Below are 17,565 nucleotides of genomic sequence, written 5' to 3' on the forward strand. Positions count from 1 at the left end.
GGCTATATCAGGATATTTCTTTAACCTTCATCATCTTCCGAAGATTGCTCAAAGCATACCTCATACGTCCTAAAGCAGTATTAATACTTACGTCAGTTAAATCGGCTATTTCCTTAAAACTTAGATCGGCATAATGACGCATAATCAATACTTCTTTCTGATCATCAGGCAACAAATGAATCATCGCTCTTAGATCAAAATGAGTTTGTTCTCTCAAAATCCTGTCTTCCGCGCTTTCTTCATGAAACTGAAGCATATTAAACACATCAGTGCCATCGGCGCTTGTAATTACAGGTCCTCGTTTTTCACGTCTAAAGTAATCTATCACCAGGTTATGTGCAATACGCATTACCCATGGCAAGAATTTACCTTCTTCGTTATAACGTCCAGATCGTAACGTGTTAATTACCTTAATAAAGGCATCCTGAAATATGTCTTCAGCCAAATACTGGTCTTTAACCAATAAATAGATTGAGGTATAAATTTTTGATTTGTGTCTTCTTAAAAGTTCTTCCAAAACGGCTTCATCACCAGTAAGGTACAACTTCACCAAATCTTGATCACTATATTGTTGTAATTTCATAGGAGTATCCTAACTAAATTCCCTTGCTTTAAATGCTAAAAAATACTTAGTAGATGTTTGTTTCGATATAATTTCTCCTATTGTTTTTTAAGATGGTGGTGTGTTTTGTTCAGTTAATATATTTCAAAAGAAGCATTTTTTTATTAGAATTCAATAGAAAAAGTGTTAAAAAAAAATAAAAGTGGTCTCAGAGCCTTATTTTTGCATTCACCCAAAAAGCCAAATATTCGTTTTTTGGGGTATATTAGCAATATTCTATCACGAAATCAATGAGCAACGAAATCGACAAAGATCCACACAAAAATATTATCATAAAAGGTGCCAGGGTTCACAACCTAAAGAATATAGATGTAGCCATCCCCAAAAATAAGCTGGTTGTAATAACCGGAATGTCGGGGTCGGGCAAGTCGTCTTTGGCATTCGATACACTATATGCTGAAGGTCAGAGGAGATACGTTGAGAGTTTGTCTTCTTATGCTCGTCAGTTTATGGGAAGAATGAATAAACCTGATGTAGATTATATAAAAGGAATTGCCCCGGCTATTGCTATAGAACAGAAAGTAATTACCTCAAACCCCAGGTCAACTGTAGGTACCTCAACAGAAATTTACGATTATCTTAAACTTCTGTTTTCAAGAATAGGTAAAACATATTCTCCCGTTTCTGGTAAAGTAGTAAAAAAGGATACAGTTACTACCGTCGTTGATTTTATATCTAAACTGGAGGAGGACAGTACAGTTACAATATTTTGCCCATTATTTCCGCACAATAACAGATCTGTAAAAGAAGAGCTGGCTGTACTTTTACAAAAGGGGTTTCTTAGAATTTCATATCAGGACAAAGTTCATAAGATTGAAACGATCCTTGAGGATGAGACCTTCAAAGATTTCGAATTAAAAGACGAAAATACCATCAAGATTCTGATTGACCGGATTGTTGTCAACTCTGATGAAGAGACATTAAGCCGTATCGCCGACTCAGTACAAACAGCCTTCTTTGAAGGAAAGGGCGATTGTTATGTGGAGCATGAAGGTAAATTAACTAACTTCTGCGACCGTTTTGAACTCGATGGAATCCGTTTTGATGAGCCTACACCAAATTTCTTTAGTTTCAATAACCCATACGGAGCCTGCAAAAGGTGCGAGGGATACGGAAATGTAATAGGAATAGATGAGGACTTAGTTATTCCCGATAAAAGCAAAAGCGTTTTTGATAATGCAATTGCGCCATGGCGCGGCGAGAAAATGAAGGAGTGGCTAAACAAACTTGTTAAAGCCTCTTCCAAATTTGATTTTCCGATTCACAGGCCATTTAATGAATTAACCGAAAAGGAACAGAGGCTATTATGGACTGGTAATAAGTATTTTGAAGGTTTGGATGCTTTTTTTAAAGAGCTGGAAGAGCAGACTTTTAAAATCCAATATCGCGTAATGCTATCTCGCTACAGGGGAAAAACATCATGTCCTGATTGTAAAGGCTCCAGGTTACGCAAAGATGCTTCTTATGTAAAGATCAATGACAAGTCGATAATCGACATCGTTTTGATGCCTTTATCGACCATACTTGATTTCTTTGATAATTTAAACCTTTCGTCAAATGACGAGAAAATAGCCAAACGTTTATTGGCCGAGGTGAGCAGTCGTGTGCTATACCTTAATAATGTTGGCCTGGGCTATTTAACGCTCAACAGGTTGTCTAATACACTTTCTGGTGGCGAGTCTCAGCGTATTAACCTGGCTACCTCTTTAGGAAGTAGCTTGGTAGGCTCCATTTATGTTCTTGACGAACCAAGTATAGGATTACATCCAAGAGATACGAATAAACTTATCGAGGTATTGGTATCGCTTAGAAATGTAGGGAATACCGTTCTTGTAGTAGAGCACGAAGAAGAAATGATGAAGGCCGCCGACCATATTATTGATATCGGTCCGGAAGCCGGAACGCATGGCGGTAACCTGGTTTTTAGTGGTACATACGAGCAGATCATAAAAGACAAAAAAAGCTTAACCGGCAAATACCTTTCCGGCGAAGAACAAATTGCTGTACCTAAAAAAAGAAGAAGTTGGAAAGATCATATTCTAATTAAAGGAGCCCGAGAAAATAACCTTAAAAATATAGATGTAAAATTTCCTTTGGGCGTATTCACAGTGGTGAGTGGTGTTTCGGGGTCTGGAAAAACAAGTCTGATTAAAAAAATACTATACCCCGCGCTGCAAAAGGCAATAGGTAATTATGCCGGAGAGCAAACCGGGGCCTACGATGGTATTTACGGGAATTACGAGCTGGTTAGCCAGGTTGAAATGGTAGACCAGAATCCAATTGGCCGATCATCAAGGTCAAATCCGGTAACCTATGTAAAAGCCTGGGACGATGTTAGGGCGCTATTTTCGGCATTGCCGGCAGCTAAAGCCTCCGGACTAAAGCCTGCAGCTTTCTCGTTTAATGTTGAAGGTGGCCGTTGCGATGTTTGTCAGGGAGAAGGAGAGGTGAAAAYAGAGATGCAGTTTATGGCAGACATTTACCTGCCATGCGAAACCTGTGGGGGCCGAAGATTTAAACAACAGGTACTTGATATCACCTATCAGGATAAAAACGTTGCCGACATTCTGGACTTAACAATCGAAGAAGCAGTTGACTTCTTTAAAAACGAACCCAAAATTTTAAACAAGCTGCAACCTCTGGTAGATGTAGGTTTAGGCTACGTTCATTTGGGCCAATCTTCTAATACACTTTCTGGTGGAGAAGCGCAGCGTATCAAGCTTGCTTCATTCTTAATTAAAGGAAATAATGCCAATAAAACATTATTTATATTTGATGAACCGACCACAGGATTGCATTTTCATGATATTAAAAAACTTTTAATTGCCCTTAATACTCTAATAGAGCAGGGGAATACAATTTTGGTTATAGAGCATAATATGGACATGATAAAATCTGCTGATTGGGTAATAGACATTGGTCCGGAAGGTGGAGATAAAGGAGGTAACATTGTTTTTGAAGGCACACCTGAAGATCTTTTACCAGTAAAATCATCTTACACTGCCAAGTATTTAAAAGCCCATTTGAAATAATTGTATCTTCGCGCATGCTTTTTTTAACACTCTTTCTCGGGATAATTTTGAATATGGTTGGATACATACCACCGGGGAATATTAATCTTACTGTAGTTCAGATCACGATAACAAGGGGGCTTCGCCAGGCATTGTACTTTATCATGGCGTTTTCAACTGTCGAAATACTCTTCACTTTTGGGGTGATGCGTTTTGTGCAATGGCTATCCAGCGAAATTCAGCTGGATAACATCATTGATGTAATCATGGTTTTCATGTTTGGGATATTAGGTGTAATTACCTGGAGGTCGCGTAAGGAAATGCCTAAAGCCGATTACTCAAAGAAAGACAGCATAAAATATGGTTTACTTTTGGGTGTTGTTAACCCAATGCAAATACCCTACTGGCTATTCGTAGGTACGTACTTAATATCGCACGAGTGGATAGATATCGGTTATCTTTCTTTATCTGTTTTTAGTATTGGGTCGGGTATTGGTGCCGGCCTGGCATTATATGGTTTTGCCCGCTTTGCCCAGTACATTCAAGAGAAATTTGCGCTAAGTAGCTATATTGTAAACAAAGGAATTGCGCTGCTTTTCTTTGCATTGTCAGCCTATCACGTATGTAAAATAGTATATATACACTTTATAAAATAAGTATACTACTTCTTCAAAAATTCAAGATTCCAGATCTTTTCTGCTCTGCGCCCAATGAACCAGAATGAGGCCGCCAGTACGCAAAAGAAGAGGGCTTTGTGCCAGCTATCCCAGAAGTATTCAAAGTACCTGGTGTAAAGGTTTATAAATAGAAAGGTAATTCCAAATTCCCTTGCAATATCGTCTCTGTATTTTAAGCCGATGTAAATACTTATCAGACAAAATGCAGCTGATAGTATGCCCCAATAAAACAAGCTTAGCTGCTTTACTGAATACCATTCTTCCAGTGAGCCGAAGTTACCGAATACCGAAAGCAGCCACAAAGAAACAAAAAGGTACACCATGCCGCAGACATAGTTTACCTGAAAAAAGATACCCATCTTTTTATTGTCCTTAATGATAAAAGAAAAGGCAGTTAGGCATAAACCAAAAAGCACAAAGCGAAGTGGATAATTCATTCCCACAAAATACCAGTTCCAACGCGATAGGTAACCCGTTTCAGTGCCAAACCAGGCACCTAATGATATCAATACAAATGCCCATATCAGCCTTGATTTAAATACATATGCCAATATGCCGTATATAAATACAGATGCTAAAATGAGCAAAGAGAAGTGCGAATTGCCGTTGTCAATAGCTTTACCCAGGTAGGCAATAGCATTGGCTGTTAACATTACCGCTGTAAAAACCAATGCCTCATTACTAAATACAAGGTGCGATTTGAGTCTTTTTCTTTTAAAGCTGAAATAGTATAAGGCAGCTGCACCAGCTGCCGATAAAACACTAATCATTACATCCGAGGCCGTGAAAATCCGCTCCAGATAGTTTAAAATCTTATTGTCAATTAAAAGGGCGCCCAACGAAATTACACCGCAGGCCATTGCTATCCAAAAAGAATACTGGGCCAATCGGCGCCAGTCGAAACTTTTGGTTTCGTAACTTCCTCGCAATCTGCTCACGTCATCCGGCGACAAAAGTTTTTCTTCTTGCCAATGATTTAGCATCTCGTCTAAAAAGTCACTCTTTTCCTGATCAATTTTCATTTTGATACAAGGTACATCCTGTTACCCTAAAATCAAAATCTGTAATTTACTTTAGTAGTTCAGGAACTTTCTTATTGTTTCCTACAATCCACACAATGTCGCCATTCTCAAATGTAAGTGTCGAATCTGGATTTAGTATCCGCTCGCCATTTCTTTCGATCCCCACAACAAGGCCCTGGGTCATTTCCCGTATTCCCGAATTGCGAATGGTCTGCCCATAAACAGGGGAGCTGCTGTTGATCACTATTTTTTGGAGTGCCATATCTTCTTTAGGGAAGCTAGATTGCAAATTGTCATCTATACTTCCTTCAAATAGCTCTTTTATAGCCGCAAGCTGATCATCTGTCCCTATTACCAAAACCTTATCATTAGGATACAACCGTTCATCTCTTCCCGGTGTCGGGATCATAATTTTTCCGCGTTCAATTAATGCAATATTAACTCCGTATTTTTCCCTTACAGATAAGTCGATAAGGGTTTTTCCAACAAGTGTTGATTCAGGTGCAACCGTAAGCTCTACCAGGTGGGTATCCCATGGCAATATTTCAGGCTGTGCATTTTGAGCTTCTCTGGCATTCAGATTAAGTAGAAACCTGCTTTCAAGTTTGTTATAAAAACCTTGTAATCTTCTTGAGAAAACAAACATACATAGCACAATAAGGGCAATTGCAATAACAATAGAAATCCAGGTGCTATAGAACTGATAAATTAAAATGCCAACAAAGAAAATAGCCAAAGAAATACGTAAAATTTCAAGCGCAATTAGCGGCCCCCGGGTATATTTCTTATTCAGCCATAAATGAGAATAAGCCTTTCTTTCAATTCTTCTTATGGCAAGGGCCCATAAGAATGGGGTCATTATAAATAGGGTAACTATTAAGCTGATCACAATGCCGTTATTACCATTAATCAGGTTCTGGGTTATAAATGGTTGAAGGTATTTGGAACCCAAAAATACTATGGCGATAAGAATAACCGAGTGTATAATAAGGTTAAAGGTGTACGATTTGAGCAGCGTTTTCCAATCACTTAATGTAGTTATACCGGCAGTACTTGAGCTATATCGGTTGATGCCTTCCACCCATTTTTTAGGAAGTTTGCGCTCCAGAAATAAATAGAAAGGTTCAGAAGACTTAATCAGATAAGGAGTAGTAAAAGTTGTAATGGCTGATACTGCAACTGCAATAGGGTATAGGAAGTCGCTGGTTACCTTAAGAGTTAATCCTAAGGTMGCGATGATGAAAGAGAACTCTCCAATTTGAGCTAAGCTTAAACCTGTTTGTACCGATGTTTTTAAAGGCTGGCCAGAAACCAATGCGCCCAATCCGGAGCTTAAGAACTTCCCTAAAACAGTGGCCAAAGTAATTACAACAATTGGAACAGCATAATCAATCAGAATACTCGGATTGATCAACATACCGACCGACACAAAGAAAATTGCAGCAAACAAGTCTTTAACCGATTTTGTAAGGTGCTCTATCCTTTCGGCCTGCGTGGTCTCAGCCAATATTGATCCCATGATAAATGCGCCCAAAGCAGGAGAGAAGCCTACCTTAACAGCAAGTAATACCATAAGTAAACACAAAGCGATAGAAACCACAAGCATGGTCTCATCGTTCATTAATTTCTTTGTAGCCTTTAAAAAAGTAGGAACAAGGAATATACCTCCTATAAACCACAAGACCAGGAAGAAACAAAGTTTCAGAATCGATATCAACATCTCTGCTCCTGCAAACTGTTGACTAACGGCCAGCGTTGATAGCAATACCAACAATAAAATAGCCACAAGATCTTCAACAATGAGCACACCAAAAACCAGCCCTGCAAACTTTTTATGCTTTACTTCCAGTTCTTCGAAGGCCCTAATGATAATTGTAGTAGAGGATACGGACAATATACCCCCGAGGAATATGCTATCCATTGTAGACCAGCCCATAGCCAAGCCGGCTACAAACCCAATCAGCAACATAAATACAACCTCAACAATAGCCGTTATAGAGGCGGAGCCGCCCACTTTTACCAGCTTTTTAAAGCTAAACTCAAGTCCTAAACTGAATAATAAGAAGATAACCCCAATCTCTGCCCAGATATGAATACTTTCATTATCAGTAACAGTCGGTATAAATTTAATATGAGGGCCCACAAGCAGTCCGGCCAGAATATAGCCAAGTACTAGTGGTTGTTTAATTCTTTTAAAAAGCAGAGTAGTTATCCCTGCGGCAGCAAGGATTAAACCTAAATCAGTAATTAATACTGGTAAATGTATCATAGAAACGCGTATTTTTTAATGTATAATTTATTGTGTAACAGCAGTATAAATTATAATTACCAAAAAACATGTTTTGGGTACAAAAAATTAAAAATATAGGAGTAACTAGAAAATGAAAAAGAATTATAATAGTTTCCAATCAGTGGGCATAGGGCTAAGTGATTGTCCTGCCGCTTAAAAGGAAGAAAAATTCCAAAAGCGGTTTTCTTTACAACTTGTTGCAGCGCGGGAAGATCTTCGAATGATATTTTCTGAAGTGATGATTTGCCTTTCTTGCTAAAAACCAACGTTTTTTTTGCATTAATACTCAATCCCCTATGTTTAGTTTTTTCCGCGTCAAGACCTTTCCCATTTACTACATGGAAAGAAAGAAGATGGAGAAAAACGATTAGTATAAGAGTAAATAATGGCCTCATTGTCGTAAATATACGAAAAAAAAGCCCTTATTTAGAATAAAAGTGGCTTTAAATGAGGTTATGACGATTTTCTGAAATATTCTAAAGTTGCTTCTTTGTCTTTTTGTAGCTGTACTTTTAATGCTTCCAGACCTGTAAATTTAACGTCGTGTCTGAGGAATTCGAGGAAGGTCATCTTGATATCCTGTCCATAAATTTCCTGGTTAAAATCAAATATATTTACTTCAATGTTTCTGGTCATTCCATTAATTGTCGGGCGCTGACCAATGTATGCCATTCCTTTAAATACCTGATTATTCAGTTCAACGGTTACCGCATAAATCCCATCAGAGGGAATTAGCTTATAAGTTTCTTCAACAAATATATTTGCAGTAGGGAAACCAATAGTACGTCCAATTTTATCGCCCTTAATAACCCTGCCATAAATAGAGAAGTTGTAGCCAAGGTAATTGGCAGCAAGTGCAACGTCGCCATCCAGCAGCGCCGTACGTATTTTTGTAGAGCTTACCGCAACATCATTAATATCCTGTTCCGGTATTTGTTCAATTTTATAGTTGAAATTCTTAGAGAAAGCTTCCAAATCCTGAAGACCACCTTTTCTATCCTTACCAAAACGATGGTCATACCCAACAATCAGGTGTTTGATACCAATTGTATCAACTAAAATGTTCTGGATGTATTCTGCAGGTGTCAGATTAGAGAAATCACGTGTAAAAGGTGTAATAATTAGGTGATCTACACCAAGACTACCTAATATTTTAGCCTTTTCATTAATCGTGTTGATCATTTTTAAATCCTGATTCTCTGGGTCAATAATTAACCTTGGATGGGGGAAAAAGGTTAATATCACACTTTCACCGCCAGTTGATTTTGCAAGTTCACACAGTCGCTTAATAATTTTCTGGTGGCCAAAATGTACGCCATCAAAAGTTCCTATAGTTGCAACTGCGTTGTTTAGCTTCTTAAATTCCGAAAAGTGATTATATATTTTCAAGGTAGTTTTAAATTAATGTAAAGCCTGGCGTTTTACTACGCCACCCTTTATGTCGGCAATTTGTTGCTGAATCACAAACGCATCCGGATCGATCTGTCTTATTGCAGTTTGCAACTTGCTCATTTCAAGTTTGGTAACCACAGTATAAAGTATGTCTATATCCTTTTTTTCTCCGTATCCTCCTTCGCCTTTATAAATTGTTACCCCCCGTTTCATTTGGTTGATAATGAATTTTTTAATGCGGTCGTTTTTTTCTGAGATCACGGTAACACCGGTATACTGCTCAATACCATTTACAATATAGTCAACCGTGTTCGATGCAGATAAATAAGTTAGGATAGCGTACAATGCCTTATCTATACCTAAAAATATTGCAGCGATTGCGAAGATGATGATATTTAAAATCAGAATGATATTACCTACAGTTAGGGTACTCTTTTTACTGATGTATAGGGCCAATACCTCTGTACCATCAATTACACAGCCGCCACGCATGGCCAATCCAATCCCGCCTCCCAAAAACAGACCTCCAAAAAAAGCAATCAGCAGGGGATCATGAGTAATCGGTTTAAACGGGGCTGCAATAAGTAAAATAGCGAGTAATGATATTGCAACAGATGTTTTAATGGCAAATACTTTCCCGATTTGTCTATATCCCAAAATAACAAAGGGAATGTTAATAATGATGATCAGATAGGAAAGGTTGAGTTTAGTAATGTTGCTAACTAGCAGCGATATACCAGTTACTCCGCCATCTATAAATCCGCTAGGCAGCAAAAAGCTTTTCAATCCAAAACAAGCCGAAACAATGCCACATATTATTAAAAATATGTTTTTGGCGATGTTAAGTTTTTTGGATTTCATCTGGCCACGCATAGCTATTCTTTTTTAAGTCTAAGATAGCTAACTAAATCTGCTACCTCAAAAGCATTTTCAAGTAAAAAGTTTCCGCTGCGTGTGCGGGTAAGTTTTGACAGGTATGCGCCATTGTTAAGCTGCTTACCGAAATCAGAAATCAATGACCTGATGTAGGTTCCTTTACTGCAAACAATTCTGAAATCAATTTCGGGAAGTGCTATTCTGGTAATTTCAAACGCAGAAACGGTCACATTACGTAAACGCAATTCTGTTTCTTCGCCTCTTCTTGCTTTCACATAAAGACGTTCTCCATTTACTTTTACAGCAGAGTGTGCAGGTGGGTATTGTTGTATATCGCCAATAAATGGAGCCGTAGCGGCATAAATAGCTTCTTCTGTTATTCCATCTAAAGGAAATTCCTGATCAGCAACAGTTTCCAGATCAAAGGATGGGGTAGTAGCACCTAAAACCATAGTGCCGGTATACTCTTTCTCTTCGGCCTGAAAAGTATCAATTTGTTTAGTCAGTTTCCCTGTGCAAAGTATCAATAAACCTGTAGCCAGCGGATCTAAAGTGCCGGCATGGCCAACTTTTAATTTCAAAGGTTTTAATGAGTTGCGGATTTTCCCAACTACATCAAAACTTGTCCATTTGTATGGTTTATTGATGAGTAATAGCTCACCTTCGGCAAAATTAAAATCAGGAAATGTTTTTGTTACTATCGGTTCTTCTTTATCCTCACTCATTACAATACGTTCATTTCAACTCCCGAAAAATATAGTACAAGAAGCAGAACACCTATAATAATTCTATACCAGCCAAAAATCCGAAACCCATGTTTAGATAAAAATCCGATGAATGATTTTATTGCAATTATCGCTACAATGAATGCAATAACATTTCCGAAAAGCAACAGTTTAACGTTTTCAGCATTCAGTAATTCATATCCTTTCAAAAGCTTGTAGCCGGTAGCAGCGCACATAGTAGGTACAGCAAGGAAAAAAGAAAACTCTGCTGCAGCATGTCTTGTTAATTTTTGCTGCATACCTCCAATTATTGTTGCCGCACTTCTGCTTAGACCCGGAAATGCAACAGCAAGCACCTGAAAACATCCAATTTTAAAAGCAGTCAGGTTACTGATCTCGCTTTCGTGATTGACAGTCTGATTTTTGAATAGCTTATCAATAAACAACAATACAATACCACCAAGCAGCAATACCACTGCAATAAATATAGGATTGCCTAAAGTGTTGTCTATAAAGTCGTTTAATAAGAACCCAAAAAATAAAGCGGGGATAACCGCAATGATTAGTTTAATATAGAACTGCCATTTACTGAAATCAAAAAACTTTTTCCAGTAAAGTACCACTACGGCTAAGATTGCGCCTAGTTGTATGGCTACTTCAAAAAGCTTTACAAATTCATCTTTCCCAATTCCCATAAAGGAACTGGCAATAACCATGTGGCCGGTTGATGAAACCGGCAAAAACTCCGTTAGCCCTTCTATTATAGCTAGGATAAGGGCCTGTAAATAATTCATGTGCTAACCTATTTTTTTAATATGGCATAAACTCCAAAACCGAAACCGGCTAATACCACCATAGGGGCAAGCAATGTTTTTCTGAAGTCGTATATATCTGTTGTGCCTATCATTAAAATGAAGCCGAATACAACAATAGCTATGCTAATAAGCAATAACTGATAGTTCTTTTTTGTGAAAACTAATTCTGATTTTGAATCCTGATGTACAGGAGTAGATTTTTTTTCTATCATTATCTGTAAAGGTCGTAAATTTTTAAACGTAAATATTTGCTAACGGCAAATGAGGTACTTATAGCAGTAATAAAAATACCTACCCCCACAAGGCCAAGTAAAACAATACCAAATTCAGTATAATTTCTAAGAATTACAATTTCCGGGATCTCTCTCTGCGCATAATATAATATGCCTAGTAAGATCAGGATGGCAATAAATGCCGCAATTAATCCGTGTAAAGCAGCTAATAAAATAAAAGGTCTGCGGATAAAGCTTCTTGTAGCCCCAACCAGTTGCATACTTTTAATCAAAAAACGCTGAGAATAAATGGCAAGTCTTATTGTATTGTTGATCAATGCAACAGATATAATTAACAAAATAGCAGCAAAGCCCAGAATAATTAATCCTATGGTATTGATGTTTTTATTTACCATATCAATTAATGAGCTCTGGTAAATGACTTCTTTAACCACATGGTTTTTAGCTATACTTGCCTTTAATGTGTCGATACTTTTGTTGTTTGCGTAATTTGCTTTTAAGTATACATCAACTGTTGACAGTAAAGGGTTGTAACCAAGAAAATTAACAAAATCTTCGCCAAGGTCGTTAGTTAAGTTTCTGGCTGCCATTTCCTTATTTACATATTGAGTGGTCTTAATAGCCGGATTGGCATTAAGTTCCTTTTGAAACTGCAACACATCTGTTTCTTTGGCGCCTTCATCTACAATTATGTTTAGCACAATATTTTCCTTCACGTAATTGGAAAGGTTTTTTGCGTGTACCAATATCAAGCCCAACATGCCCAGCATTAATAAAACCAATGCAATACTGAAGATTGTAGAAATATAAATGGTTTTTGTCTTCTTAGAAGCATCGCTCACTTCAAATTCTTCCATGTATTTGTCTTTATGTTTTGCGAAAATAAAAAATATAAGCAACTAATTTAAATTATATGCCTTTTATACTTCAAAACTTCAAAAACTTATAACGGAATTTGTGTTTAAATAGTGTTGAGTTTACGTTGGTTCTACACTTGTTCGAGGATGAGTCCACCTTTCCTTAAGAAAAACGTGGACTCACTGTGGACTCAACGTGGACCTACCCCTAAGAATTTTAAATGTATTATATTTGACTTGCATTATGATTGATAAGAAATTCATCTATAAATTAGGCAAGTGGTTGCTAATAATCATTTTACTTAGTTTCGTGGCAGGCACAATGTCAGCAATATTTTTAACATCATTAGATCTGGCAACAAATTTTAGAACCAAACATCCGTATATTCTTTACTTACTGCCTTTAGGAGGGTTGGCAATTGGTTTGATTTACCATTATGCGGGTAAAAGTGTTGAACGGGGTAATAACCTTGTTTTTGATACTATCCATAACCCTAAGGATATTATTCCATTCAGGATGGCTCCTCTGGTGCTCATCGGTACTGTTGCCACACATTTTTTTGGCGGTTCTGCAGGTAGGGAGGGCACAGCTTTGCAGATGTCGGCTGCTGCGGCAGATCAGTTTCATAAAATTTTTCATTTGAGCAAGCAAGAGCGGATAGTGCTTCTTATTGCAGGTCTAAGTGCTGGTTTTGCCTCAGTTTTTGGAACCCCAATTGCCGGGGCCATTTTTGGTATTGAGGTGTTGTTACTAGGCAAAATTCCGTGCAAATCAGTTATACCTGCATTTGCAACAGCTTTTTTAGCGGCTTATGTTACCAGTTTATGGGGAGTGGGGCATACCCATTATCATATCGATTCAATTCCCCGGCTTTCTTTAACAGGAATTGCCTACAGCGCTATTGCAGGGGTGTTTTTCAGCATCGCTGCGGTAATATTTGTAAAATTGACCCATCAATTATCTCTGATATTTAAAAATATTAAATACGCACCTATGCGCCCTTTTGCAGGGGGCTTATTGGTTATTGCTATTGTTTCGTTGTTAGGTACTTATAAATACCTTGGTTTAGGTATACCCACCATAGTTGAGTCTTTTTTGCAAAGTTCAAAACCTCAGGACTTTGCTTTAAAAATACTCTTAACAGCAGTTACGCTTGGTGCAGGCTTTAAAGGTGGCGAGGTTACTCCGCTCTTTTTTATTGGCGCAACGCTAGGCAGTGCACTTTCATTCTGGCTGCCTTTGCCTGTTGGGCTCCTGGCAGGTATGGGTTTTGCAGCTGTTTTTGCCGGTGCTGCAAAAACTCCGCTGGCTTGCTGCGCAATGGCGATGGAACTTTTTGGAATTTCCTGTGGTATTTATGTTGTTGTGGCCTGTGTGGTTGCATACCTTATTTCAGGAGCGCACAGCATCTATAATGCCTCCGAAAACAAAGCGCCAAAGCACTTTTTGTTCGGTAAATTTTCACTTACAGATGTACATCGCCGAAGGCAAATAAAAACTTCTTAGCCAAACTTTTCTGTAACCACCTTAATTTCTTTATTTTCGCGGGATATAAAGGAATTAGCAGTAATGGATTACCAATTTAAAGAAATAGAACAGAAGTGGCAAAAGTTCTGGGCTCAAAATCAAACGTTTAAAGCAGAAAAAGATACAACAAAACCTAAGTTTTACGTTCTCGATATGTTTCCTTACCCATCAGGGGCAGGCTTACACGTGGGTCATCCACTCGGTTACATCGCTTCCGATATATTTGCCAGGTATAAAAGATTAAAAGGATTTAACGTATTGCATCCAATGGGATATGATTCTTTTGGGTTGCCGGCAGAGCAATATGCTATACAAACCGGTCAGCACCCGGCTTTAACTACCGAAACGAATATCAATACCTACAGAGCGCAATTGGATAAAATTGGTTTTTCTTTTGATTGGAGCAGAGAAGTACGTACCAGCGATCCGGGATATTATAAGTGGACTCAATGGATCTTTATGCAATTGTTTAATTCCTGGTATAACCTGGAAACAGACAGAGCTGAAGATATCACTACGTTAATTGAGAAATTTAATGCTTCGGGCAGTGCCGATGTAAAAGCGGTTTGCGATGAAGAGGTTAAATCTTTCCTGCCTAGCGACTGGGCAACTATGACCAGCGAAGAGAAGCAGGAAGAATTATTAAAATATCGCCTTACTTATTTAAGAGAAAGTACTGTAAACTGGTGCCCTGCATTGGGAACTGTGCTTGCTAATGATGAGGTGAAAGACGGATATTCTGAACGAGGCGGATACCCGGTAGAGCAAAAGAAAATGATGCAGTGGAGTATGCGTATTTCTGCATATGCGGAGCGTTTGCTGCAAGGCTTAAATACAATTGACTGGCCAGAGCCGGTTAAAGAGATGCAACGTAACTGGATTGGAAAAAGCGTTGGGGCAAGTGTTAAATTTGCTATAGAAAATGCTCCTGAAGGTATTGCAGACTATATAGAAGTTTTTACCACACGTGTGGATACAATATTTGGTGTGTCTTATTTGGTTTTAGCGCCAGAACATGAACTTGTTACTGCATTAACTACAGCAGCACAACTGGATGATATTAATGCTTACATCGCTAAAACAAAAAAGAAATCAGAGCTGGATCGAATGGCCGATACAAAAACCGTATCAGGCGCTTTTACAGGTAGCTATGTGATTAATCCGGTAAGTGGAGAACGAATCCAACTTTGGATTGCAGATTATGTACTTGCTGGTTATGGAACCGGTGCCGTAATGGGCGTGCCTAGTGGCGATCAGCGCGACTGGCTTTTTGCTACTCATTTTAATTTGCCTATTGTACAGATTCTTGATGCACAAAAAGATATCGAGCATCAGGCAGATGCCACCAAAGAGGGTAAATACATCAATTCTGGTTTTATAAACGGAATGAATTATACTGAGGCTACCCAAACTTTAAATGCCTGGTTAGAGGAAAAAGAAGTAGGGAAAGCCAAGATAAATTACCGAATGCGCGATGCTATTTTTGGCAGACAACGCTATTGGGGCGAACCAATTCCTGTTTACTTCAAAAATGGTCTGCCATATTTGATTAAAGAAGAGGAACTGCCGTTAATGCTTCCTGAAATTGATAAATACCTTCCAACTGAAACAGGCGAGCCACCATTGGGCCGTGCAGAAGATTGGAGCTATGATGATCAGTACGAATATGAGTTGAGTACTATGCCGGGATGGGCTGGGTCTAGCTGGTATTGGTATCGTTATATGGATGCTAAAAATGATTCAGACTTTGCATCTAAAGAAGCAATTGCTTACTGGAAAGATGTTGATTTATATATTGGTGGTGCTGAGCACGCAACCGGCCATTTATTATACAGCCGTTTCTGGAATAAATTCTTAAAGGATTTAGGATATGTGCAGGAAGAGGAGCCTTTTAAGAAACTGATTAACCAGGGGATGATACAAGGTAGAAGTAACTTTGTATACCGCGTGGTTGATGATGAAGGCCGTGGTACCAATACTTTGGTTTCTCATGGTTTAAAGAAGGATTACAAAACCTCTGCTTTGCATGTTGATGTAAATATTGTAGAGAATGAGATTCTGAATATTGAGAAATTTAAGTTGTTTAGACCTGAGTTTGCTGATGCAGAGTTTATCCTTGAGAATGGAAAATACATCTGCGGAGTGGAAGTAGAGAAAATGTCTAAATCCAAATTTAATGTGGTAAACCCCGATGTGCTGATCGAAAGCTACGGGGCAGATACCTTAAGGATGTACGAGATGTTCCTTGGACCATTGGAGCAAAGCAAGCCATGGAATACTAATGGTATAGAAGGTGTGTTTAAGTTCTTACGTAAATTCTGGCGTCTATTCCATAACGAGGCATGGCAGTTTAATGTTAGTGATTCTGTGCCAACAAAAGCAGAATTGAAAGCTTTGCACAAGATCATTAAAAAGGTTCAGGATGATATTGACCGTTTCTCGTTCAATACTTCTGTGTCGAGCTTTATGATTGCCGTTAATGAGCTTACAGATTTAAAATGCAAGAACCGCCAGATACTTGAAGATTTGGTTGTTGTACTTGCTTCTTATGCACCGCACATTTGTGAAGAACTATGGGCTTTATTAGGTCACGATGCAGGAAGTTTGTCTTATGCTAAGTATCCTGAGTTTAACCCTGCGTATATGGTAGAGGACGAGTTCAGTTATCCAATCTCGGTTAATGGTAAAACCCGTTTAAACATGAACTTGAGCCTTGCATTAGAGCCTAAAGAGATTGAAGAAACTGTTTTAGCTGATGAACACGTGCAGAAATACCTTGAGGGTAAAGCACCTAAAAAGGTAATTGTAGTAAAAGGGCGGATTGTAAATATTGTGATTTAGAGTAATACGACGCCCTTCTTAGTTCTAATGTGGCTATCATCATTCTGCTGCCTTCGTCATCTCGACGAAGGCTTTATATTCTGTCTTTTAACGGATAGGCCAATTCTCTTTTCGCTTCATTAACCACAAAACAGCTCTGTAACGAACCTACATTTTTAAGCTTTGCCAGTTTCTCTACAATTAGCTTATTGTAACCTGCCATATCACTTACCACAATTTTTAACAGGAAATCAAAAGCCCCTGTTGTATGGTAGCATTCTAATACTTCGGGAAAACGGATTACTTCGTTTTGAAACGCAATAAGTGCTTCGCCGCTATGGTCGTTTAACTGAACCTGAGTAAAGGATATCCAAAGTTCATCAAATTTGTTGCGGTCTATTAGTGTGACACTTCCGGTAATATATCCAAGATCTTTAAGCCGACTCACACGCTCAAACATAGTGCTGCTCCCCTTATGTAATTTAAGGGCTAATTCTTTATTAGTAAGCCTTGCGTCCTTTTGCAGCAGGCGAAGAATATCCAGATCGGTCTGATCTAAGATGGTTGTATTCATATAACCACGACAGCTTTATATACGTTTAGATGTGATACAAATAAAGAACATTCAGCTCATATTAACAAATGGAAGACAACAAAATTTGGGGATTACTTACAGTTTTTTTTAAGGGCAAAATTT

Annotated in this window: 14 protein-coding genes; 4 read left to right on the plus strand and 10 right to left on the minus strand. The window is 38.3% G+C overall.

The window, feature by feature from the left end:
- Positions 1–7 precede the first annotated feature (7 nt).
- Positions 8–583, minus strand: coding sequence for an RNA polymerase sigma factor (locus tag AC1DDK_RS22165; protein ID WP_048906404.1), 576 nt, complete (start codon positions 581–583; stop codon positions 8–10).
- A gap of 269 nt (positions 584–852) precedes the next feature.
- Between AC1DDK_RS22165 and uvrA the strand changes: the two genes are divergently transcribed.
- Both uvrA and AC1DDK_RS22175 read left to right on the plus strand, forming a co-directional pair.
- A complete protein-coding gene (gene uvrA, locus AC1DDK_RS22170) occupies positions 853–3,654 on the plus strand; it encodes an excinuclease ABC subunit UvrA (protein ID WP_477634062.1) in 2,802 nt (933 codons plus the stop codon).
- 53 nt (positions 3,655–3,707) lie between these two features.
- Positions 3,708–4,289, plus strand: coding sequence for a LysE family transporter (locus tag AC1DDK_RS22175; protein ID WP_246269344.1), 582 nt, complete (start codon positions 3,708–3,710; stop codon positions 4,287–4,289).
- Positions 4,290–4,294: 5 nt separating this feature from the next.
- On the opposite strand, the gene AC1DDK_RS22180 is transcribed toward AC1DDK_RS22175, so the two are convergent.
- The 8 genes from AC1DDK_RS22180 to AC1DDK_RS22215 form a co-directional block, all read right to left on the minus strand.
- Positions 4,295–5,332, minus strand: coding sequence for a DUF2157 domain-containing protein (locus tag AC1DDK_RS22180; RefSeq protein ID WP_172659023.1), 1,038 nt, complete (start codon positions 5,330–5,332; stop codon positions 4,295–4,297).
- Positions 5,333–5,378: 46 nt separating this feature from the next.
- The gene (locus AC1DDK_RS22185) at positions 5,379–7,601 is read right to left on the minus strand and encodes a cation:proton antiporter domain-containing protein (protein WP_337717447.1); all 2,223 of its coding nucleotides are present in this window, start codon (positions 7,599–7,601) and stop codon (positions 5,379–5,381) included.
- A gap of 474 nt (positions 7,602–8,075) precedes the next feature.
- Positions 8,076–9,011, minus strand: coding sequence for a bifunctional riboflavin kinase/FAD synthetase (locus AC1DDK_RS22190; RefSeq protein ID WP_337717449.1), 936 nt, complete (start codon positions 9,009–9,011; stop codon positions 8,076–8,078).
- 12 nt (positions 9,012–9,023) lie between these two features.
- Positions 9,024–9,875, minus strand: coding sequence for a YitT family protein (locus AC1DDK_RS22195; RefSeq protein WP_246269346.1), 852 nt, complete (start codon positions 9,873–9,875; stop codon positions 9,024–9,026).
- A 14-nt stretch (positions 9,876–9,889) separates the two neighbouring features.
- Positions 9,890–10,615: a tRNA pseudouridine(55) synthase TruB gene (gene truB, locus AC1DDK_RS22200; RefSeq protein WP_172659027.1), complete on the minus strand. Its 726-nt coding sequence runs from the start codon at positions 10,613–10,615 to the stop codon at positions 9,890–9,892.
- Entirely contained in the window at positions 10,615–11,409 is a 795-nt protein-coding gene (locus AC1DDK_RS22205; protein ID WP_172659028.1) for an undecaprenyl-diphosphate phosphatase, read from the minus strand. Before AC1DDK_RS22205 ends, truB begins: the two co-directional genes overlap by 1 nt.
- An 8-nt stretch (positions 11,410–11,417) precedes the next feature.
- Entirely contained in the window at positions 11,418–11,642 is a 225-nt protein-coding gene (locus AC1DDK_RS22210; protein ID WP_048906395.1) for a DUF3098 domain-containing protein, read from the minus strand.
- Positions 11,642–12,520: a cell division protein FtsX gene (locus AC1DDK_RS22215; RefSeq protein ID WP_337717452.1), complete on the minus strand. Its 879-nt coding sequence runs from the start codon at positions 12,518–12,520 to the stop codon at positions 11,642–11,644. Before AC1DDK_RS22215 ends, AC1DDK_RS22210 begins: the two co-directional genes overlap by 1 nt.
- A gap of 322 nt (positions 12,521–12,842) precedes the next feature.
- On the opposite strand from AC1DDK_RS22215, the gene AC1DDK_RS22220 reads away from it, so the two are divergent.
- Positions 12,843–14,027 (plus strand): chloride channel protein, encoded by a 1,185-nt coding sequence (locus AC1DDK_RS22220; RefSeq protein ID WP_288883210.1) that lies wholly within the window; start codon positions 12,843–12,845, stop codon positions 14,025–14,027.
- Between the two features lie 63 nt (positions 14,028–14,090).
- Entirely contained in the window at positions 14,091–16,889 is a 2,799-nt protein-coding gene (gene leuS / locus AC1DDK_RS22225; protein ID WP_288883209.1) for a leucine--tRNA ligase, read from the plus strand.
- Between the two features lie 73 nt (positions 16,890–16,962).
- Here leuS and AC1DDK_RS22230 read toward each other — a convergent pair whose 3' ends face one another.
- The gene (locus AC1DDK_RS22230; protein ID WP_172659032.1) at positions 16,963–17,442 is read right to left on the minus strand and encodes an Lrp/AsnC family transcriptional regulator; all 480 of its coding nucleotides are present in this window, start codon (positions 17,440–17,442) and stop codon (positions 16,963–16,965) included.
- Positions 17,443–17,565: the final 123 nt, after the last annotated feature.

The sequence above is a fragment of the Pedobacter sp. 05T44 genome (genome assembly GCF_056395985.1).